General features: G+C 39.3%; 18 protein-coding genes and 3 tRNA genes. 11 read left to right on the top strand and 10 right to left on the bottom strand.

The genetic code is table 11. The features are described from left to right. Positions 1–240: 240 nt before the first annotated feature. From glyS to KPC_RS07395, 4 genes are all read right to left on the bottom strand, one after another. Positions 241–2,310, bottom strand: a complete 2,070-nt coding sequence (gene glyS / locus KPC_RS07410) for a glycine--tRNA ligase subunit beta (protein WP_121973763.1) — start codon at positions 2,308–2,310, stop codon at positions 241–243. Next, on the bottom strand, positions 2,310–3,296 hold the full coding sequence (gene glyQ / locus KPC_RS07405; RefSeq protein WP_121973762.1) for a glycine--tRNA ligase subunit alpha: 987 nt from the start codon (positions 3,294–3,296) through the stop codon (positions 2,310–2,312). The genes glyS and glyQ overlap by 1 nt, the downstream gene beginning before the upstream one ends. 94 nt (positions 3,297–3,390) lie before the next feature. Further along, the gene (locus tag KPC_RS07400; RefSeq protein ID WP_121973761.1) at positions 3,391–3,843 is read right to left on the bottom strand and encodes a hypothetical protein; all 453 of its coding nucleotides are present in this window, start codon (positions 3,841–3,843) and stop codon (positions 3,391–3,393) included. A 107-nt stretch (positions 3,844–3,950) separates the two neighbouring features. After that, positions 3,951–4,370, bottom strand: coding sequence for a hypothetical protein (locus KPC_RS07395; RefSeq protein WP_121973765.1), 420 nt, complete (start codon positions 4,368–4,370; stop codon positions 3,951–3,953). A 30-nt stretch (positions 4,371–4,400) separates the two neighbouring features. Between KPC_RS07395 and KPC_RS07390 the strand changes: the two genes are divergently transcribed. Both KPC_RS07390 and KPC_RS07385 read left to right on the top strand, forming a co-directional pair. After that, positions 4,401–4,805: a lysozyme inhibitor LprI family protein gene (locus tag KPC_RS07390; protein ID WP_121973760.1), complete on the top strand. Its 405-nt coding sequence runs from the start codon at positions 4,401–4,403 to the stop codon at positions 4,803–4,805. Positions 4,806–4,916: 111 nt separating this feature from the next. Then, entirely contained in the window at positions 4,917–6,026 is a 1,110-nt protein-coding gene (locus tag KPC_RS07385; protein ID WP_121973759.1) for an HPP family protein, read from the top strand. A gap of 65 nt (positions 6,027–6,091) precedes the next feature. Here KPC_RS07385 and KPC_RS07380 read toward each other — a convergent pair whose 3' ends face one another. Next, the gene (locus KPC_RS07380) at positions 6,092–6,355 is read right to left on the bottom strand and encodes a PspC domain-containing protein (RefSeq protein ID WP_121973758.1); all 264 of its coding nucleotides are present in this window, start codon (positions 6,353–6,355) and stop codon (positions 6,092–6,094) included. A gap of 359 nt (positions 6,356–6,714) precedes the next feature. Here KPC_RS07380 and KPC_RS07375 point away from each other — a divergent pair, with 359 nt between their 5' ends. Next, positions 6,715–7,335, top strand: a complete 621-nt coding sequence (locus tag KPC_RS07375; protein WP_146196631.1) for a hypothetical protein — start codon at positions 6,715–6,717, stop codon at positions 7,333–7,335. 59 nt (positions 7,336–7,394) lie between these two features. On the opposite strand, the gene KPC_RS07370 is transcribed toward KPC_RS07375, so the two are convergent. The 5 genes from KPC_RS07370 to KPC_RS07350 all read right to left on the bottom strand — a co-directional run bounded on the left by KPC_RS07370 (position 7,395) and on the right by KPC_RS07350 (position 13,316). Beyond that, a tRNA-Lys gene (locus tag KPC_RS07370) sits at positions 7,395–7,470 on the bottom strand. Positions 7,471–7,620: 150 nt separating this feature from the next. Beyond that, positions 7,621–7,696, bottom strand: a tRNA-Lys gene (locus tag KPC_RS07365). A gap of 22 nt (positions 7,697–7,718) precedes the next feature. Next, positions 7,719–7,794, bottom strand: a tRNA-Lys gene (locus KPC_RS07360). Positions 7,795–7,924: 130 nt separating this feature from the next. Next, positions 7,925–9,766 (bottom strand): long-chain-acyl-CoA synthetase, encoded by a 1,842-nt coding sequence (locus tag KPC_RS07355; protein WP_121973756.1) that lies wholly within the window; start codon positions 9,764–9,766, stop codon positions 7,925–7,927. A gap of 187 nt (positions 9,767–9,953) precedes the next feature. Further along, positions 9,954–13,316, bottom strand: a complete 3,363-nt coding sequence (locus KPC_RS07350) for an Rne/Rng family ribonuclease (protein ID WP_121973755.1) — start codon at positions 13,314–13,316, stop codon at positions 9,954–9,956. A gap of 292 nt (positions 13,317–13,608) precedes the next feature. On the opposite strand from KPC_RS07350, the gene KPC_RS20330 reads away from it, so the two are divergent. The 8 genes from KPC_RS20330 (at position 13,609) to dmpG (ending at position 20,563) form a co-directional block, all read left to right on the top strand. After that, positions 13,609–13,758 carry a hypothetical protein gene (locus KPC_RS20330; RefSeq protein WP_171334438.1) on the top strand — a complete coding sequence of 50 codons (150 nt, stop codon included), beginning with the start codon at positions 13,609–13,611 and terminating at the stop codon, positions 13,756–13,758. A 316-nt stretch (positions 13,759–14,074) separates the two neighbouring features. Beyond that, positions 14,075–15,010 (top strand): RluA family pseudouridine synthase, encoded by a 936-nt coding sequence (locus KPC_RS07345; protein ID WP_121973754.1) that lies wholly within the window; start codon positions 14,075–14,077, stop codon positions 15,008–15,010. A gap of 283 nt (positions 15,011–15,293) precedes the next feature. Further along, a complete protein-coding gene (locus tag KPC_RS07340) occupies positions 15,294–15,962 on the top strand; it encodes an HAD-IA family hydrolase (RefSeq protein WP_121973753.1) in 669 nt (222 codons plus the stop codon). A 60-nt stretch (positions 15,963–16,022) separates the two neighbouring features. Continuing rightward, the gene (locus KPC_RS07335) at positions 16,023–16,718 is read left to right on the top strand and encodes a helix-turn-helix transcriptional regulator (RefSeq protein WP_121973752.1); all 696 of its coding nucleotides are present in this window, start codon (positions 16,023–16,025) and stop codon (positions 16,716–16,718) included. 59 nt (positions 16,719–16,777) lie between these two features. Then, the gene (locus KPC_RS07330) at positions 16,778–17,383 is read left to right on the top strand and encodes a glutathione S-transferase family protein (RefSeq protein WP_121973764.1); all 606 of its coding nucleotides are present in this window, start codon (positions 16,778–16,780) and stop codon (positions 17,381–17,383) included. Between the two features lie 426 nt (positions 17,384–17,809). Next, a complete protein-coding gene (locus KPC_RS07325) occupies positions 17,810–18,607 on the top strand; it encodes a 2-keto-4-pentenoate hydratase (RefSeq protein ID WP_121973751.1) in 798 nt (265 codons plus the stop codon). 27 nt (positions 18,608–18,634) lie between these two features. Next, positions 18,635–19,531: an acetaldehyde dehydrogenase (acetylating) gene (locus KPC_RS07320; protein WP_121973750.1), complete on the top strand. Its 897-nt coding sequence runs from the start codon at positions 18,635–18,637 to the stop codon at positions 19,529–19,531. A gap of 12 nt (positions 19,532–19,543) precedes the next feature. Beyond that, on the top strand, positions 19,544–20,563 hold the full coding sequence (dmpG, locus tag KPC_RS07315; protein ID WP_121973749.1) for a 4-hydroxy-2-oxovalerate aldolase: 1,020 nt from the start codon (positions 19,544–19,546) through the stop codon (positions 20,561–20,563). The last annotated feature ends 257 nt before the right edge of the window (positions 20,564–20,820 follow it).

Here is a 20,820-nt window from a genome sequence, read left to right as displayed (position 1 = left end):
AATAAGAGGAGAATTTTATTCATTTCGAAATAAACCTAAACAATTTACTGTTTACTTGTTTAAGTTATACAGTTGCTTGTGATACTTTTATTGCGAATCAATTTTATAACAAAAATATTACACAAACTTCATTTTTAGATCTAATTCTATTCAAATGATTTTTCTTTTTATTGATATGTATTAGCAGAAGAAATTATAAAAAAACCCGCAATAAGCGGGTTTTTTGGAAATTTAGATTTCTTAGTGCTGTAACACCGAAATATCCGCAATGCTGGTAAATAACTCACGAATCTGTGCCAACAAACGTAAACGGTTTGCCTTTAACTCAGCATCATCTGCCATCACCATGACATTATCAAAGAATGCATCAATTGGTGCACGTAGTGCAGCAAGTTGAGATAACGCAGCAGTGTAGTCCTTGGTAGCTAAAAGCGGCTCGATCACAGGCTTAATAGCTTGGATCTGAGCATAAAGTGCTTTTTCCGTGTCTTCAACCAGATTCGCTTCAACGACTTCGCCAGTAGGTGCAGCTTCTTTTGCCAGAATATTGGCAACACGTTTATTTGCAGCAGCCAAGGCACCTGCTTCAGGTAGGTTGCGGAAATGATTTACAGCGTTGACACGTTTATCGAAATCAAGTGGTGATTTTGGAGAAAGTGCTTGAACAGCTTGAATCACATCAACTGCAACGCCTTGATCTTCGTATTTAGCACGATAACGACCTTCAAGGAAGGCTACAGCATCAGTACAAGTCTTGTCATGATCTTTGATGACATCGCCATAAGCATTCAGTGCAAGATTAACCAATTCTTCGATTGAAACATCAAGGTTATTTTCAGTCACAAGACGTAAGATACCAATCGCAGAACGACGCAGTGCAAACGGGTCTTTAGAACCTGTAGGTGCTTGACCAATACCGAAAATACCGACTAATGTATCTAAACGGTCAGCGAGGGCAATCGTAGTACCTGTCTTGGTTTTAGGTAAAACGTCACCTGCAAATTTTGGTAAATATTGCTCACCTAAAGCGTCGCTTACTTCATCATTTTCGCCTTCGATACGTGCATAGTATGTACCTGCAATCCCTTGAAGCTCGGGGAACTCGCCTACAAGTTCAGAAGTTAAGTCACATTTTGCAAGAAGAGCGGCTTTTTCAGCATCGGCAGCATTTGCACCTGTAATAGGTGAAAGCGCTACAGCAAGTTTGGCGATACGGGTCGATTTGTCCCAAAGTGTACCCAGTTGAGCCTGGAACACCATATTTGCCAGTTTTTCCTTACGTGATGCAAGTGGTTGTTTTTGATCTTGTAAAAAGAAAAACTCGGCATCAGACAAACGTGGGCGAACCACTTTTTCATTACCTTCAATGATTTGAGCTGGATCTTTAGACTCAATATTTGAAACGGTAATAAAATAAGGTTGAAGTTTATTGTTGCTATCAACCAAACAGAAATACTTCTGGTTGTCCTGCATGGTTGTGATCAAAGCTTCTTGAGGAACAGCAAGGAAACGCTCTTCAAAGCTGGCACGAAGTGCAACAGGCCATTCTACAAGTGCGGTCACTTCATCACGCAGATCACTTGGTACAATCGCGATTGCATTGACCTCATCAGATAAAGCTTTAACTTGTGTATCAATGATGGCTTGACGCTCTTCAAAATCTGCAACGACATAGGCTTTGCGTAAAGCATCCAGATAGTCATTTGCTGTATTTAAAATAATTGCTTCTGGTGCATGGAAACGATGACCATAGGTTACATTGCCTGCTTTATGATCCTGAATCGTTGCTTCGATGATTTGATCATCTTTGAGCAATACGACCCATTTTACTGGACGGACAAATTCAGTACGACTTGCAGCAGAACGCATACGTTTCGCAATCGGTAAATGATCTAAAGCATGTTGCAAAATTTGTGGAAGTAAAACATCAAGGCTTTGACCTTTGACATCTTTTAAGTAGCAAACTTTTTCAACTTTACCTGCCTGGAAAGTTGATACTTGGTCAGCAGTAATGCCCTGACCACGCATGAAACCTTCAAGTGCTTTGGTTGGTTTACCGTCGCTATCATAAGCTGCTTGAACAGCAGGGCCGTCAAAACGTTTTTGGGTATCTGCTTGTGCACCATCGACATTGACGATTTTTAAAGCCAAACGACGTGGTGCTGCATAGGCTTCAACGCTATCAAATGTTAAACCTGCATCATTTAAACCTTTTACTGTTTCTGCTTTTAAAGCATCGCGTAAAGTTTTAAGGCTTTTTGGGGGCAATTCTTCACAACCGAGTTCGAATAAAACTGTATGTTTAGACATTATTTATTCTCCTCTTTTGTGTTTTTTGCAGCTTCGGCTTCAACTTGAGCTTTTAACTGTGCTAATACTTCATCACGTAAATGTGGTTCAGCCATAGGGAAGCCAAGTTCGGCACGAGCTTGAACATAACTTTGCGCAATGGCACGAGCCAAAGTACGAACACGTAAAATATAGCGTTGGCGCTCAGTGACTGAAATCGCACCACGTGCATCAAGTAAGTTAAAAGCATGAGATGCTTTGATTACTTGCTCATAGGCAGGAAGCGGAAGTTTTGCTTCCATCAAACGGTTTGCTTCAACTTCATAGAAGTCAAACAGTTCAAACATTTTTTCAACGTTTGCATATTCAAAGTTATATGTTGATTGTTCAACTTCATTTTGATGGAATACGTCACCATACGTCACTGTACCAAACTGACCTTTAGTCCAGACAAGATCGTAGACTGAATCTACACCTTGCAGGTACATCGCCAAACGTTCTAGGCCGTAAGTGATCTCACCAGTTACAGGGTAGCACTCAACACCGCCGACTTGCTGGAAGTAAGTAAACTGAGTCACTTCCATGCCGTTTAACCAGACTTCCCAACCTAAGCCCCATGCACCAAGTGTTGGAGATTCCCAGTTATCTTCGACAAAGCGAATATCGTGTACCAAAGGGTCGATACCAATGGCTTTTAAAGAGTCTAAATATAACTGCTGGATGTTGTCAGGGTTTGGTTTCAATACCACCTGAAATTGGTAATAGTGCTGTAGACGGTTTGGATTTTCACCGTAGCGACCATCTTTAGGGCGACGAGAAGGTTGGACATAAGCCGCGTTCCAGGTTTCTGGCCCGAGTGCACGTAAGAATGTTGCAGTGTGGAATGTCCCTGCACCCATCTCCATATCGTAAGGTTGTAACACGACACAACCCTGTTCAGCCCAGTAGTTTTGTAAGGCAAGAATTAAGCCTTGGAATGTATCAATATGCGATATGGCGCGACTCATGTAGCATCCACTATAAATATTAGAAAAAATTGGCTCTAAGTATAAGGATTTTGGGGGGAAGTGGCAAAGGTTAGTCAATAAAATTGTACTTGGCTTATTTTGAGTTTTTTCGATGTACTTTGAAAAGTAAAACCCAGTAAGTGATCACGATAGGAATTGCAAAAATACTAAAAAGCATGATCACTGCGCCTGAAGCTGATACATTCCAGGATAATATGCTTGAATACAAAATAATAATAAGAAAGGCACTTGCCATGATTGTAAAGAAATTGAGGCGTTTTTTCCTCAATAAAAAAGTTTGAGATATATATGCAAATACATAGACAAAGACAAAATAGATTAAAAGAACAATAATAAAAAATATTGGAGCCGTGATAATTGATTCAAATGATTCAACTGTAAAATTTTCACCAATAATAATGCTGAGGCATACTAACGGATATGCAATACTTGCAGTATAGATAGGAGCCATCATTAAACTGTCGGTGATATCTTCTCTCGAAACATCGAGGTTGGTTTTTAGATAGGTGATGAGTTTGTAATTCATGTTATGTACTTATTTAAAGGATGGTTTATTAAGCAAGTTATTGATTAAAAGCATATATTAAGTACATAAAGTATGCTTTATTTTTATTGAAATTTGATGATTGAATTTTATTTACGTTCTTTATCTGTTGCTCCTATCAAAAACAACCAATAACAAATTCCAGGAAATAATGACATAAAAATTGATAATGGATTTAAGTAGGATTTCCACCATTGGTGGGGAATAATTCCAGTGTGTACCCAGCCCATAATTAAAAAGAAAAAGTTTGCGAAGAAGAGTGAAAAAATACAAATGGTGAGTAAATTTAGTGCTTGCAAATAAGAAAGAAAAAATGAAATCGTAAAGGAGAATGGAATAGTCAAAATACAATAAGCTAGATAAACTATTGCATGTCCTACTAAGGCAACAGATATTTGATAAAGGCTAAACTGATGATTGGCGATAATGAAAAAAAGAGCCATGAAAAATAACAGAGGTAGGGGGGCGAAAAGCAATGCTTTGAAGATCTGTTTTTTGCTGTATTGCAGTGTCATATTATTTTATAATTTGAATAGATAATGAATAAACCATACTTGAAAAGTATATTGATTTCTAGTGCATTGATTGCAACAAATCTTTATGCAGAAACACCTGATATCTATGATCGATGTGTAAACCAAACCATTCAAGAAATGAATCTGGCTGGCATTAATAACATGGTTGTGGATGCATGTAGCAATCAGGCGAAATCAGTGTATGAAAAACAAATTGTTAAACTTCTCGATAAAATTCGAAAACAAAGTCAGCAATATAAACAACCTGAGCGCTATGAAGCAATTATGAAATCCCAGCGGCTATGGAAAGCTTATATCGATCAAGAATGCAATAATGCAGGCAATTATATTGGATCTCCAATGTATTCTTTTTGTCCGATGCAGGAGTATAAGAACCGTGTAGATCAACTCAATGAATATGCAAATTGAGATAATTAAACTTAACAAAAAACTCATAAATAAAAGATATATAATTAATACATCTTATAAAATCATCGGCGTATAATTCGCATAATTTTCTGTTTTTCGCTAAGGAAAGCCGTGTTTCATACACAATTGCAATGGTTAAATACTCTAAAGCCAAACTTTAAAGTTTTACCATTAAAAGAACGTTTACTGTGTGGTTTGGGAGCGTTGTTTGGACTGGCAATGTCTTCACTCATCAGTTGGCATGTGTTGGGTGGGATGAATGCATGGTATATCGCTCCTATGGGAGCATCTTCGGTATTATTATTTGCAGTTCCTGCTAGCCCTTTAGCACAACCGTGGAACATGATTGTGGGCAACATCATTGCCGGTGCGATCGGTGTGACATGCGCCTTATACATTCCCAATCTAACCGAAGCCTTTAGTTTGGCGGTTGGATTGTCCATTTTTTTGATGATGACAACAGATTCGCTTCACCCGCCAAGTGGTGCGGTTGCTCTGACAGCGGTATTGGGGGGAGATGCAGTACATCAGCTAGGGTATTATTTTATATTTTATCCTGTACTATTAAATTCGGTTTTGCTCTTGGTGGTTGCAATTTTCTTTAATTGGTTACTGGGTAAACAATATCCACAAGTCGCACAGATTAATATGCGTTCAACAGATCCGACACCCACCCAAAAAGTTACCATTCAGCCGAGCGATATCCAAGAAGTATTAAATAAACAGACTGAGCTTTTAGATATTAGCGAATATGATTTGCAGAAAATTATTTTAGAAGCACAAGAGAAAGCAAACCAACGTTCTGCCAACTCTTATCTGTGCCAAGATATTATGACTAAAGATGTAATTTCTTTAAATGAACAGGATGATATTCATCAAGCTTTAGATAAATTTAGACAAGTGAATTTAATGAGTTTACCTGTGGTCAATGATGATAAGAAATTGGTGGGTACATTAGCTTTATATGATGTGGTTGAATGGTTTAAAAGGGCAGAGGCCGCGAGTATTCAATGGCAGCATATGGTGATGCAAATCATGAATCTAAAAGTAGTGACTGTACAGCCTGATCAGCCTATTCAAGATTTAGTTCCTTATTTTGTGGAGAAGTCCTTTAATTATATTCCTGTGATTGAGTCACAAAAGCTGGTTGGGATTATCAGCAGGGCAGATATGATTGCAGCATTACAGCATCAGCTTAATCAAGTAACCCAGAAAGTTTGAATAAAATAAAAAACTACGAGGGAGGTTCAAATCTGCTCGTAGTTTTAAATAAAAAATAGATTGAGTTAGTGTCTATACTGGTCTTCGTTTACTGTACGTACAGGGTGTTGATATCCTGTTGGGGCATCAAGCTGTAACTCTTCTTTCGGTATAAGTAACCAAAGCACCAAATAAACCAGTATGCCAGGGAAAGCTGCACTCATACATGAAACTAGAACAAAGATTATTCGAAGTAAATTAGCATTCCAACCAAAACGTTCAGCAATACCGCCCATCACACCGGCGATCATATTTTGTCGGCTAGAACGATATAAACCAGATTTGGCCATTGAGGTCTCCTTAATAAAACCCAAAAAATAAAAACTACAGGACAAAATTTAATCCTTATATTTAAATAAATGATGCTGGAATCGTTTTTTTAAAGCTTATTTTTAAAGTAAATTGTTAAAAATATGTAATATCGAAAGTTATATAAAATATGCCTTTTCAATAAAATTATCCTATCATGTAGCTTTATTATACATTTTGTAAAAATCAGCAGTTAAATATTCTCTAGTATCTTAAAAAACAATACTATAAGCCAATATAAAAGGATTTATGTTTTATGTCGTGTTTAAGTGTTTTTCAAGTTAAGTTTCTGTTTTGAGGTTATGTTCTAGCTTTGATTCGCTTTCCAACTTTTCGAATAATGAGTTTTGCTATATGTATGGGGATTACCCTCAGTGCGTGCAACGGCTCAACACCGCAACAGGATTCTACTTCTCATCAAGAAGCAGAGAATGATGTCTCTGAAAATAATGATCATGTACAAGGGATGAAGTTAAGGGATGTGGCAGGGCAGGCAACGATTCAGACTTCAAATGTAGCTATTCCAGATATCAAGCAAATGAGTAAAAAGGAATTGCAGTTGGCTGGGCGTTATCATGTCCAGATTAGCTGTAAAGACCCCTTTCCTAAATGTGACTCTGGTAGTGCCGAATTTATTATCAATTTATTGCCAGATGGTACTGCTTATCGGACTTTTGTGTATTTTGGTCGGGTCAGTAATGAGATTTCAGGGTCGGAAAGCCCGATTGTAAATGACTCTGTAAATCATCAGGACACTTGGGAGTATGATCCCGCGAATAATGAAATTATTATTCATAGGGCTTATAATGTTGATTTTTATTATGATGTGATTGATGAGAATACAATTCAAATGAAGCTTGAGAAAATTTTACACGGCAAAGAAGAGAATATTGCTTATTTTGAAGCAGGTAATCCTGCACCAAGTAAAGCATATAAATTTGAAAAATATGATGACCACTAATTATCTGTTTCGATAGCTTTTATTTTACCCAATAAAATTGGGAATAAAGAATAATAATCTGGTGGGTCGTGAGGGGTTCGAACCCTCGACCAATGGATTAAGAGTCCACTGCTCTACCAACTGAGCTAACAACCCTGAATATAAATAAAGTGCTGCTTTAATATAGACAAAAGCAAAACTTTATGTGCTAATCAAAACGACAAAAGGGTAGGACACTGGAAGTAGTGTAGTACGATCTTGAAAATAAAAAAAGCCTGTCAAAACGACAGGCTTTTTTAAGAATCTTGGTGGGTCGTCCGCGACTCGAACGCGGGACCAATGGATTAAAAGTCCACTGCTCTACCAACTGAGCTAACGACCCATAAAGGTTCAAAACTAAAGATTGGTGGGTCGTCCGCGACTCGAACGCGGGACCAATGGATTAAAAGTCCACTGCTCTACCAACTGAGCTAACGACCCATCTCGTTTTGATGTTGCGTATTGTAGCAACATCTGAAACGAGCGCAAGTAAAAATTGAAAAATTTACTTACGTTTGATTAGAAATAACGCAAATTTTGTTTTTCTAATCAAAAAACAAACAAAATAGAGTTAGAAACGGTATTTATAAGCTTCAATATTAGAGAAAATTTCAGGTGAAATATCACAATATGCTGAATGACCAGGAAGCAGGACAAGTAAACGATCAGATGTTTTACCTGGATCATAGGATTGTTCTTTTAGCTTATTCTTTTGATATTTAAAAGTACCTGTGGTTTCAACAACCTCTTGAACTCTTAGAAATACAGGAACGGCATAGGCTGGCAGGTCTTTTTGAAATAATGTAACCATTTCTGACAGGTCTTCATCAGTAAGTTCAGCGCCTTCATGTAATGTGATCGCTGCCATACCTGCACGACCATTCGTATTTGGAATCTCTACACCATATACAACAGCTTCAGATATTTTAGGGTACTCACTACAGATATTTTCTACTTCTGTCGTTGATACATTTTCACCTTTCCAGCGAAAAGTATCGCCTAAACGATCTACAAACTGTGCATGTCTAAATCCGATATCACGAACCAGATCACCAGTAATAAAGTAAGAGTCTCCTTTTTTAAAGACATCTTTCATGATGACAGATTGATTGTTCTTTTCATCCGTATAGCCATCAAAAGGAGAGCGGTTGGTAATTTTACCGATCAATAAGCCGACTTCACCTTTATTTACTTTAATACAGCGTCCTTTTGCATCGTGTACGGCTGCATTTTTTTCTTTATCAAACTGGATAATGGCATAGGGAGTAGGGGAGAATCCTACAGTATTGTCAAAGTTGAAGATGTTGCTGAATCCGACATTGCCTTCGCTAGATGCGTATAGCTCAAGTACTTCTTCAATACCGAAACGATCTTTAAATTTGCTCCAGATATTTGGTCGCATGCCATTACCAATCATTTTAGTAACACGATGAGCCCGATCATTTGCGGATGGGGGAGCATCCATAAGATAACGGCATAATTCGCCAACATAACCTATGGCAGAAGCTTTATATTTACGTACATCGTTCCAGAATGCCGTAGTTGAGTATTTACGACGAATGGCCAGAGCAGCGCTTCCTGCGATTACTCCACACCAGCATACGACCATTCCAGTTGCATGATAGAGCGGGAGAGTAACATACATGACATCATCTTCATGCAAGTTCAGAATATGCCCATATGTCCCATATGCAAGCGTCCAGCGGCTGTTTGTGAAAATGACTGCTTTAGGTAAACCTGTTGTACCTGAGGTATATATGTAAAATAAACCATCTTTACCTTTTACACTATGAGTGGTAGCAACGTTAAATGTCGGAAAAGGAGTGATGATTTCAGCAAGGTTTACGTAATTTGCAGGAGCAATACCTGTGTTTTCACGTGTAGCTTGATCCGCAAACCAGTAGAAGTGATCTGCTTTAACATTTAAGTCCTGGCGTACATCATCAACTGCCTGGCGGCATTCTTCTCCAACAATAACAGCAATGGGTTTAACCAGATTAATACTGTGTGTTAAAACTTTACCTGTTTGAGCTGTGTTGACAAGTGCTGAGGTAACCCCCATTTTGGCCAAGGCAATGACAGTTGCAATGAGTTCCGAACGATTTTCGATGATAACAGCGATGACATCGCTTTTTTTAATACCTTTAGATAAATAGTAATGTGCAATCTGGTTTGCCCATTCATTTAGTTCCTGATAGCTATATCTTTGATCTTCAAACAGTAGTGCGTCACCATATGGGTTGCGTTTTACAGCTCTTTCAAATGCAAGCCCTAACCCAGCTGGTGTATTGGGAGTGCGGATATATGCTTGTTTAAGTCCTGAAATAATATTGGGGACTTTATTAATGAATTTAGGCAAACGAGCTGCGACATCTCTGATACTAATAAGATCGGTCTGTGTTGATTGTTTCATGAGAATCCTATTTATTTTTCGTAATCCAATACGGTCTTTCTTCGCATTTAAAAGTTGCAGCGAAATATACACTTGTCCTTTTAATGGTAATGATCTAGTGCAATCAACCTAATCTGACATAAAGTAGCAAAAAAAACCTAGCCACCGAAATGGCTAGGTTTCATTAAATTAAGTGATTTTGTGCAAATCATTCAGCAGCAGGAGTCGCCTTTTTAGGTGGACGTCCACGCGGACGACGCGGGCGAACAGGTTTGTCACTTTCTGCTTTGGCTTTTGTTGACTCAGCTTTTTTAGTTGCTTTAGGCGTAACTGTTTCAGCTTCCAGCTCAAGTGCTTGCTGAGGCTCGGCTTCTTGAGCCACTACAACTTGCTTGTCTGATTCTTCTGGAGCAGTTTCCTGAGCTTGCGTGTCTCCCTCTGGAGCAGTTTCCGTAGGTACTTCTACTTGTTCTGTTTCCGAAGGAGTAGCATCTTTTGCAACGTCTACTGCTGTTTCTGATGATACTGTTTTTTCAGCTTCTAGTTCAGTAGTAACAGCTTCTACTTCTGTTGCTTTTTGCTCAGCTTCAACATGTGACTGTTTTGCTTGCTCTAAAGCTTGTTCAGCAGCAAGTTTTGCCAAACGGCGGCGCTCACGTGGGTCATTAGCTACCCGATTTTCCGAAACTGGTTTCGGTGGGGTAAGTGGCAATTCAGGAACAGGTTCTGCTTCTGGTTCTGCCTTTTTCACCTCAACATCACGAGTAACAGGTTTTTTCTCCACAGCTGTTTCAGGTGTTTCTACACTTACACTTGCTGAGTATTCCTCAGTGAATTTTTGCAACGCACGGTTGAACGTTGGGATGAGCCCGAATTGTTCAATTAGTACAGAGCAATCTTCACCATATACATGGCGGATCAGGCTGCCAATAGTATAAGCTCCGAGAGTCGGAATTTGAGATGGACTCAATTTTGGTGTTTCGATTTTAGCTTTTTGAGCCTGACGTTGTTCACGACGACGTTGACGAGGATCATTGCTAGCACGTTTCGCAGGTTGCTGTGGTGCAGTATTGCCATTTTCAACAACAGGTGTTTGTTGTTCAGCAACTTGGGCTTTCTCGAGTTGTGTTTCAGTATTTACTACTGGAGCATCAACAGTCGCAGCAGTTGTTTCTGCTTGAGCTGGTTGTTGAGTGTTAAGTGCAACAATCTCACTTTGTGCTTGATCAACATTTATGACTAATGCTGTAGTCATCACTTCGTGGCGAGGAGCATCAATAACATCAACTTTTACCTGTGCCTGATCAACGACTACAGGAGCAGTTGTAGGACTGTTTTGTTCATTTAGAACATTTTGGTCACGTTGACGGTTTGGTCGTTGCGGACGTTGATTGTTGTTACGATCACGACGCGGAACAGATTGTTCAGCTTGTACGTCGGTGTGTTGCTCTTGTTGCTGACGTTGTTTTTGCTGACGTTTTTGCTCACGCTGTTCTTGACGTTGCTCCTGACGCGTCATCTGAACAACTTCTTCAATCACTTGATTTGACTGATCCTGTGACTGTTCACGTTGTTCTTTTTGCTTGTTATTGTTGTTTCGCTTTTGCTTGTTGTTATTACGTGGATTACGCTCTTCTTTTTCAGCGTGTTTTTCATTGTAATCACGCTCTTGCTTCGCAGGAGTCTGGCTCAAATAAGCATTTGTATCAGCCGTGTATGTATCACTTGCTACAGGAGCAGTTGTTACTTGACCGAATTGCCCACGACTAATAGCGCCACCGTTAACCATTTGTTCAATCGCGGCTGCAGCATTGTTGGCTGTACGGGACTGATCGACAGTGTGTGCCTGTTTTTGAACAAATAAATTTTCTAACCATGCGCATGGACTTGCAGATTTAACTGCTTGAGCTTGCTGTGGTGCAGAAGATTGAACTTGCTGTGCCTGATTAAATGGTTTTTTCTTATGACCATTTCTGTCATTTTGAGTTATTGCAGCAGCTTGATGAGTATGCTGCTCTTCTTCTAAATGCCATTCTGAAGATTCATAGCCTAATTCTTTTTCGCTAGAACGAGTTGCTTCTGTACGTTCATAACTTGTTGGGCCAAAGCCTTCAGGATTATAAGAAATTTCGTAGTGTGGTGTTTCTAAATGCGGGTGCGGTAATACAGTTACACGTACATTTGAGGTTTGTTCAAGATAAACAAGGCTGTGACGCTTTTCATTCAATAGGAATGCTGCGATTTCAACAGGAACTTCAACCTGAACTTCACCATGACGTTCACGAAGGGCGATCTCTTCAACCTTACGCATGATTGAGAGTGAAAGGGATCGAAGGTCACGTACCATACCTGTACCATGACAGCGAGGGCAAACATAACCTGTTGCTTCTTCAAGTGATGGGCGAAGGCGTTGACGGCTCATTTCCATCAAGCCGAAGCGAGACAACTGACCAAACTGGATACGGGCACGGTCACTTTGAGTGGCTTCACGGAGCTTTGCTTCAACCATACGTTGGTTACGATCTTTGGTCATGTCAATAAAATCGATAACCACTAAACCGCCGATATCACGTAAACGTAACTGGCGAGCAATTTCTTCTGCTGCTTCAAGGTTTGTGCTGAGAGCAGTTTCTTCTACATCATGACCACGAGTTGATTTTGCAGAGTTAATATCAATAGATACTAAGGCTTCTGTCTGATCAATAACAATAGAACCACCAGAAGGAAGTTTAACCTCACGTTCATAGGCAGTCTGAATTTGACTTTCAATACCGAAGTGAGCAAATAAAGGCTCATTAATAGTATAGGTTTTTAATTTGTCGATCTGACGTGGCATAACCGCTTTAACAAAGTTATAAGCTTCGTTATAGGCCTGTTCATTATCAATCAGAATTTCAGCAACATCGTCACGTAGGTAGTCACGGATAGCACGTGTTACTACACCAGCTTCCTGATGCACAAGCATTGGAGATGGGCCAGAGTTCGCTGTGCTTTGGATTTGCGTCCAAAGGTCTAATAAATGTTGTAAGTCAAGTTGCAATTCTTCCTGACTACGACCAATGCCTGCTGTACGTACAATTACACTCATACCACGAGGGACATTGAGTGATGCCAGCATTTCTTTAAGTTCTTCACGGACTGAACCAGAAATTTGACGGCTAATACCACCACCTTTCGGATTGTTTGGCATTAAAACTAAATAACGGCCAGCAAGAGAAATGAAAGTAGAAAGGGCAGCGCCTTTATTACCGCGTTCTTCTTTTTCAACTTGAACTAAAAGTTCGGTACCTTCGGTGATCAATTCACGAATATTTGAAGTTTGACGAGGATCTGCTTGGTAATAAGAATTGGCAATTTCACGCATCGACAAGAAACCTTGACGCTGTGCACCATATTCTACAAATACAGCTTCTAATGAAGGCTCTACGCGAGTCACATGACCCTTATAGATGTTTGCTTTTTTTTGTTCGCGAGTGCGGTTTTCTAAGTCAAAGTCGTAAAGACGATGTCCAGTGATAAGTGCAACGCGAACTTCTTCAGCATGCGTTGCATTAATCAACATACGTTTCATGGGTGTAACACCTAATAGTGATCCACACCAACAGATCGCAAAACTGGGTAGCGAACATCGAATAAGCTCAATCAATCTGCAAAATCCAGATAAATATTTGGATTTTGAGTTTCTATACCCGTCAATGTGTCACGTCACGGGGCTGATATCCGTACTGATGCTGCCAATATTGCTTTAATCTTTAAACGATCAAAGTACCTAGGTCTTTTCACTGAAACGTAAAGCGGTGCATTGGATGATAACTTTCACTGCATGTTGCTCGAAGATCACTCATCTATATTGATTGAGTGTCTTGATACGGAATTATCGTCGTATCTTTACAAATCGTGCAGTTCCAATGCCTCAAACACTTCGTCCTGAAATACCCTTGGTCGCGATAAGTCTGATGTGTATCAGTTTACGTTTAAAAACCAACATTTGGGTTGGCGACATATTTGTTTAAACAAACTGATTTATGTGCAAAGCACAATTAAACGCAACAGTTTGTCTTTTTACCGATATAATAAAGCCTTCGGTGTCGGCGTAATTCTTTTGGGACCTTTTCAATCTCGTGTGATTTTGCAAAAAAATTAGCGAGAAGTTTCAAATAATTTTGAACTGGCGAAATGATTTGCTCGATTTTGATGGTATCCGTGCGCTGACTATAGCAAACCTTACATCATCTGCCTATGGGTCAAGCTTATGTTTATTGTGAAAAGCATAGTCTAAGTGATCAGTTTTTAATCGAATTTAGTATTTTTTAGGATCTTTTTATCTGTATGAATTCTACACAAGAATGGCAAAGTGTAACTTGGTTCGAGGTGGATGAGCATCAAGCTGGTCAGCGAATTGATAATTTTCTATTTAGCCGCTTAAAGGGAGTACCTAAAAGCCGGATTTATCGTCTTATTCGAGAAGGGCAAGTCCGGGTAAACAAAAAGCGCATTAAAGCTGAAACCAAACTTGCGATAGGTGATCAGGTTCGTGTTGCGCCTATTCGTTTTGAGACCAAAGATGAAACCGCTGTACCTGTTTCAGATAAAGTTGCACAAAGTCTGCTTAGTCGTGTGGTATATGAAGATGAGGGTTTAATCGTTGTAAATAAACCTTCGGGTATTGCTGTTCATGGTGGCAGTGGTGTGGCATATGGCTTGATCGAGGCACTTCGAGCAGCTACTGGTAAGAAATACCTGGAATTAATCCATCGAATTGACCGAGATACTTCTGGTTTAGTGATGATTAGTAAAAAACGTAGTACATTGAAACTATTACAAGATTTATTGCGTGAACATAAAATCCAGAAAACCTATGCAGCGATTGTAAAAGGGCAGGTGAGTCTGGATTCACAACTGATCGATCAGCCATTATTACGTTATGAACTTGCAAATGGCGAACGTCGTGTGCGTGTGTCAAAAGAAGGTAAAGAGTCCAAGACAAAATGGTTGGTCGTTGAGCGTTATCGTCATGCGACATTGGTACATGCTTCTCCTCTTTCTGGCCGTACCCATCAGATTCGTGTTCACGGATTAAGTATTGGTCATCCTTTGGTAGGGGATGATAAATATGGTCATCAAACGGAATATAAGGGACCTGAAGCACGTCGTTTATGTTTACATGCGATGCGTTTGGAGATTCCAGGTTATCCAGTAATTGAAGCACCTTTACCTGAGGATATGCAGGGTTTGGTTGCGCAGTTAAGGGCACTTTCAAAATAGCTGGAATAGAATGCTTGTGAATGTATTTTAATCTGGATATTTAAAGCATTTTATAAACTCTTCTTTGCATAGCAGTATTTCTCACCTATTTGAATTAGAGAGAAGTGTTTTGAAATTAATCATCATTAAGTTTGTAGTGTTCCCTCTTTTTAAGAAAGGGGGAGACGAGATTGGCTTTTGACCTAATCTAAAATATGCAATCTGTCACATTTTTGTGCTAGATTTCCCTTTCATCAAGTTTAATTTAACCTCATTACCTTCCAAACTAAGCTGAAAATCTCTTATGACTAAACCTGTAGAACTGATTATCTTTGACTGGGATGGAACACTTTTTGATTCTGTAGGTCAAATCGTCGATAGTTTGATGTTCGCTGCAAAAGAATTTGATCAGCCATTAAGCAATGATGCTGCGAAAAGTATTATTGGTTTAGGGCTACCAGAAGTTGCAAAAATATTGTTTCCAAAAGTGCCTGATTTGCATACAGAGATATTGAAAAGCTATGGAGATCATTATGTTGCCAATTCTAAAACAGATGTGTGGTTTGATGGGGTTTCCGAACTTTTAGCAGATTTAAAAAACCAGAATATAAAATTAGCGGTTGCGACAGGTAAAAGCCGTCGTGGATTAGATCGTGTACTCAATCAGACAGGTAGTGTTGAATTGTTTGATGTAACACGTGCTGCTAGTGAAACACGTTCTAAACCAGATCCATTGATGCTAGCCGAGATTTTGCAATACACAGGGATTAAAGCCGAGAATGCAATTATGGTGGGTGATACATCTTATGACCTGGAAATGGCGCGAAATATTACCATGCCAAGAGTCGGAGTCAGTTATGGAGTACATAGTGTTGATGTTCTTAATAAATATCAACCTTTGACTATTGCCCATGATGTAGGTGATTTGCACCAGTTTTTAAATCATCAAGTGCAGGCTTCGGATGTCGCTTAATCCGGTAAAATATGGGAAAGTATAGCCGATATTGTCCCTAACATAATCAGAGGCTTGGTCATGAGCCGATCGATTCGCCTTTTAAACTTATTACAGCTTTTACGTGAATATCATCATCCAGCAACTGCACAAAAACTGGCAGAACATTTAAATATCAGTGTTCGCAGTATCTATCGGGATATCGAGTGTTTAAGAGCACAAGGCGTAAATATCGAAGGTTCAGCTGGACTTGGCTTTGTACTCAAAGAAGACTTTTTATTACCACCAATCAGTTTGAATGATACAGAAGTTGAGGCGGTATTTCTTGCATTGAACTGGTTGAAACGTATTCCTGATACGGAGCTGAAACAAGCAGCACATTCCGTTTTAGCAAAGCTGAATGCTGTAATACCTAAAAGTAAACAAGAGCTTTTAGATGCGACAACTTTACATTCAATCCATCAATGGATCGCAACTGATGAAAAAACGGTTGAGCAAGTTAGATTATCCATACGCCATGAAGTAAAGATTGAAATTCAGTACTTAGATGAAAGAGGGAAACTTTCCGTTCGTAGATTGTGGCCATTTGCGCTAGGCTATTTTAATGACAAAATTTTGCTCGCTGCATGGTGTGAGTTAAGGGAAGATTTTAGAAACTTCCGTCTGGATCGTATTCAAAAAATTACTTTATTTGAAGAAAGATATCCTCAATTTAAAAGACATCTTTTTCAGCAATGGTGGCAACAGGAAATACAAAAAAAAGCCAATCACTCCTGACAAAAACTGACACAAGCTTGATTTATCTTGAAATCAGAACAAAAACAGAGGATTTCAAGATGGGCTTAAAGTTATATACCAATACTCAATCTCGTGGTGTTGTTGTTGAATGGTTATTTACGGAATTAGATGTTGAATATGAAAAAATTGAAGTCGCATTTAATACTGAAATGAAATCAGAAAGCTATTTGAAGATGAATCCATTTGGTAAAGTGCCAACATTGGTTGATGGTGATGTTGTTATCTTTGAAATGGCTGCAATTTGCGCCTATTTGGCAGATAAATTTCTAGATCGTGGGCTTGCTCCTGCACTTGATGATCCGAAACGAGGTTTATATTTTCGCTGGTTATTTTTTGCTGCTGGTTCTTTGGATGCCGCAAATACCAATAAGTTTTTAAAGGTACATGTAAGTGATGAACAAAAAATGTTTGTTGGTTATGGCAATTTTGATGATACATATGCTGCCCTAATTCAAGGTTTGGAACAGGCAGAACCATATCTCTGCGGTCAGCAGTTTACCGCGGCAGATGTTTTTCTCGGTTCAATGCTCCTCTGGCAATTGAAAATGGGTGAGTTACAAAGCCACCCAGCGATTGATCGATATGTTAAGATAATAAAACAACGGGAAAGCCTTAAAAAAAGTCAGGCTATTTTCGCCAATTAACTGTTTTAAAGTTGTAAGCTAAATCACCTGTTTGAATGAGAAGTCAGGTGATTTTTCATTTTTGGAAATGGTGAATTATTAGCTTTTAGTCGTAGATAAAATAATAAGCTAAATGTAGTTTTTTGAAATCTGAGTTTTTTACTCATCTTTCTTATTGATTTTAAAGATTTGTTTCTGTGTTGTGAATTGTAAGTAAAGATTTATAGGTTCTAACTATTGTAAAAAATAAAATAAGTATTGGCATAAAAATAACAATTTATCGATTCTAAATGTGCTCATTTATATACAAGTTTTCTATAGATGGTCAGATGCAGCACACGTGCTGTAAGGATTGATCTGATCGTATTTTCTTCATACTTCACTCAATCACAACGCCATCGCTTGAGATGAGTTAAGTCCATTATTCTGCAGTTTAAGGAAACATTGATGTCGAATTCTGCTGTTATTGAATCAGTAGCCAAAGCGCTGCGTGATGCTGAATTATCAAAAACTGCGATAGCACCAATTCGTCCACAACTTGGTGGAGAGGGTGCTGACGTAGATACCGCTTATACCGTTCAAGAAGAAAATACAAAGCGCGCGCTAAATGAAGGACGCCGTTTGGTTGGTCGCAAGATTGGCTTAACCTCAAAAGCTGTTCAGACACAGCTGGGTGTCGATCAACCAGACTTTGGAATGCTATATGCAGATATGGCTTATGGTGATGGTGAAGCCATTCCTGCAGGTCTTTTAATTCAGCCAAAAGTTGAAGCCGAGATTGCTTTAGTTATCAAGCAGGATCTTACTAAAGAAAAGCATACTTATGCAGATATTATCAGTGCGACAGACTATGCGCTTCCTGCAGTAGAAGTGGTCGATAGCCGTATTGAAAACTGGAAAATCACTATAGTTGATACCGTTGCTGATAATGCATCTTCAGCCGCTTATGTACTCGGTTCGCGTCCAGTAAAACTTGAAAATCTTGATCTTGTAAATTGCAAAATGACCATGACCCGTGCAGGTCAAGTGGTGTCACAAGGTGTAGGTAAAGCTTGTCTTTCAAATCCGCTCAATGCAGCGGTTTGGCTAGCCGATGAAATGGTGCGCCGTGGTCGTCCTCTTTTGGCAGGAGACATTATTTTAACTGGTGCATTAGGTCCAATGGTGGTTGCGAATGCGGGTGATGAATTCACAGTCGAGATTGAAGGCTTTGGATCGGTTGTCGCTGCTTTTGCTGCTGAATAAAAACGGAATTTTAAAGAGAGTACTTTAATGAAAAAGATTAAATGTGCATTGATTGGTCCGGGTAATATCGGTACAGATTTGCTATATAAATTACAACGCAGTGAAGTGTTAGAACCTGTATGGATGGTTGGGATTGACCCGACTTCAGAAGGTTTGGCTCGTGCTGCAAAAATGGGCCTTAAGACCACTAGCGAAGGCGTTGATGGTTTGGTTCCTCATGTTTTAGAAGATGATATCAAAATTGCATTTGATGCAACTTCAGCTTATGTACATGCTGAAAATAGCCGTAAGTTGAATGAGCTTGGCGTACAGATGATTGACTTGACACCTGCAGCAGTTGGTCCATTTTGTGTACCACCGGTTAACCTGGAAGCATTATTGGAGCAAGGTGAACTGCCAAACGTAAATATGGTGACATGTGGTGGTCAGGCAACGATTCCTATGGTTGCTGCGATTTCACGTGTTCAACCTGTCAATTATGGTGAAATTATTGCAACGGTATCTACAAAATCTGTAGGTCCTGGTACGCGTAAGAATATTGATGAATTTACTCGTACAACAGCTGGCGCAATTGAAAAAGTAGGTGGTGCGAAACAAGGTAAAGCGATCATCATTATCAATCCTGCTGAACCACCTCTCATGATGCGCGACACGGTGCATTGTTTGGTGGAAGGTGAGCCAGATCAGGCGAAGATCACAGAATCTGTACATGCCATGATTGAACAAGTTCAAAAATATGTACCTGGTTACAAACTTGTAAATGGTCCTGTTTTTGATGGTAATCGTGTATCTATCTTCTTGGAAGTTGAAGGCTTAGGGGATTATTTGCCTAAATATGCAGGTAATCTCGACATTATGACTGCAGCAGCTGCACGTACTGCAGAAATGTTCGCAGAACGCGTTTTAGCAACAGCAGAAGCTTAAGGAGTATCCAGCATGTCTAAGGTTATTATTCACGATATGACTTTACGTGATGGTATGCACCCAATGCGCCATCAAACGTCTATCGAGCAAATGGTTGCAATTTCAACTGCACTCGATGAAGCAGGTGTACCTTTGATTGAAGTCACTCATGGTGATGGACTTGGTGGGAACTCTGTTAACTATGGTTTTGCCGCTGCAACTGATGAAGAATATCTAAAAGCTGTTATTCCAAATCTGAAACAAGCAAAAGTATCTGCACTTTTACTTCCTGGTATTGGTACAGTTGACCACTTGAAAATGGCACATGATGTAGGTGTTTCAACCATTCGTGTTGCAACTCATTCTACAGAAGCGGATGTTTCTGAACAGCATATTACTGCTGCTCGTAAACTCGGCATGGATACTGTAGGCTTCCTGATGATGGCACACATGGCTTCTCCTGAAAAATTACTCGAAGAAGCAAATAAAATGGTGTCATACGGTGCAAACTGTATTTATGTAACCGACTCGGCGGGTTATATGCTTCCGCAAGATGTAACTGACCGTGTGGGTATTTTGCGTGCAAATTTACCGGCTGAAATTGAACTGGGTTTCCATGGTCACCATAACTTAGGTATGGGGGTTGCAAATACAGTTGCTGCTGTTGATGCTGGTGCAATTCGTGTTGACCTGGCATCTGCAGGTCTTGGTGCAGGTGCGGGTAATACTCCACTTGAACTTTTTGTTGCTGTTGCTAATCGTATGGGCATGGAAACAGGCGTAGATTTGTTTAAAGTTCAAGATGTTGCGGAAGAACTAGTGATTCCGATGATGCATCAGCCAATTCGTGCAGACCGTGATGCAGCAACATTGGGTTATGCAGGTGTATATTCATCATTCCTGTTGTTTGCTAAGCGTGCTGAAGCAAAATATGGTGTTTCAGCTCGTGAAATTTTACTTGAGCTTGGACGTCGTGGCACAGTTGGTGGTCAGGAAGATATGATCGAAGATCTGGCACTTACAATGTCTAAAGCAAAAGAAGCAAGCGCTTAAGGTTGAAGTAATCATCGATAGAAAAGCTGTCTAAATTAGGCAGCTTTTTTTATTAAAGAACTTATAAAATATTTTAAACAATGATTGTTCTGTTGTTCTTATAATATATTCAATAGATTTTTATTTTATCAATGAAAAATATTAAGACTCATATGAAATGACTACTATTATTAAATAAAGTAAGTGTAACTGTTTATTTGTATATTTACTTTTGGCTTCTAAAATCGATTAAATTAATCCAGTGCACTATTTTATAA

This window comes from Acinetobacter stercoris, assembly GCF_900323515.1.
GTDB classification, from domain to species: domain Bacteria; phylum Pseudomonadota; class Gammaproteobacteria; order Pseudomonadales; family Moraxellaceae; genus Acinetobacter; species Acinetobacter stercoris.
Note: the sequence above shows the minus strand (reverse complement) of the source record. Positions and strands in the feature narration are given on the sequence as shown.

Bases quoted from the DNA above. Each gene is read 5' to 3' on its own strand.
- KPC_RS07400 (WP_121973761.1), bottom strand. From the start codon at position 3,843: ATGAATTACAAACTCATCACCTATCTAAAAACCAACCTCGATGTTTCG.
- KPC_RS07325 (WP_121973751.1), top strand. From the start codon at position 17,810: ATGTCGAATTCTGCTGTTATTGAATCAGTAGCCAAAGCGCTGCGTGAT.
- KPC_RS07390 (WP_121973760.1), top strand. From the start codon at position 4,401: ATGAATAAACCATACTTGAAAAGTATATTGATTTCTAGTGCATTGATT.
- KPC_RS07340 (WP_121973753.1), top strand. From the start codon at position 15,294: ATGACTAAACCTGTAGAACTGATTATCTTTGACTGGGATGGAACACTT.
- KPC_RS07320 (WP_121973750.1), top strand. From the start codon at position 18,635: ATGAAAAAGATTAAATGTGCATTGATTGGTCCGGGTAATATCGGTACA.
- KPC_RS07330 (WP_121973764.1), top strand. From the start codon at position 16,778: ATGGGCTTAAAGTTATATACCAATACTCAATCTCGTGGTGTTGTTGTT.
- glyS (WP_121973763.1), bottom strand. From the start codon at position 2,310: ATGTCTAAACATACAGTTTTATTCGAACTCGGTTGTGAAGAATTGCCC.
- dmpG (WP_121973749.1), top strand. From the start codon at position 19,544: ATGTCTAAGGTTATTATTCACGATATGACTTTACGTGATGGTATGCAC.
- KPC_RS07355 (WP_121973756.1), bottom strand. From the start codon at position 9,766: ATGAAACAATCAACACAGACCGATCTTATTAGTATCAGAGATGTCGCA.
- KPC_RS07345 (WP_121973754.1), top strand. From the start codon at position 14,075: ATGAATTCTACACAAGAATGGCAAAGTGTAACTTGGTTCGAGGTGGAT.
- KPC_RS07375 (WP_146196631.1), top strand. From the start codon at position 6,715: ATGAGTTTTGCTATATGTATGGGGATTACCCTCAGTGCGTGCAACGGC.
- KPC_RS07335 (WP_121973752.1), top strand. From the start codon at position 16,023: ATGAGCCGATCGATTCGCCTTTTAAACTTATTACAGCTTTTACGTGAA.
- KPC_RS07380 (WP_121973758.1), bottom strand. From the start codon at position 6,355: ATGGCCAAATCTGGTTTATATCGTTCTAGCCGACAAAATATGATCGCC.
- glyQ (WP_121973762.1), bottom strand. From the start codon at position 3,296: ATGAGTCGCGCCATATCGCATATTGATACATTCCAAGGCTTAATTCTT.
- KPC_RS07350 (WP_121973755.1), bottom strand. From the start codon at position 13,316: ATGAAACGTATGTTGATTAATGCAACGCATGCTGAAGAAGTTCGCGTT.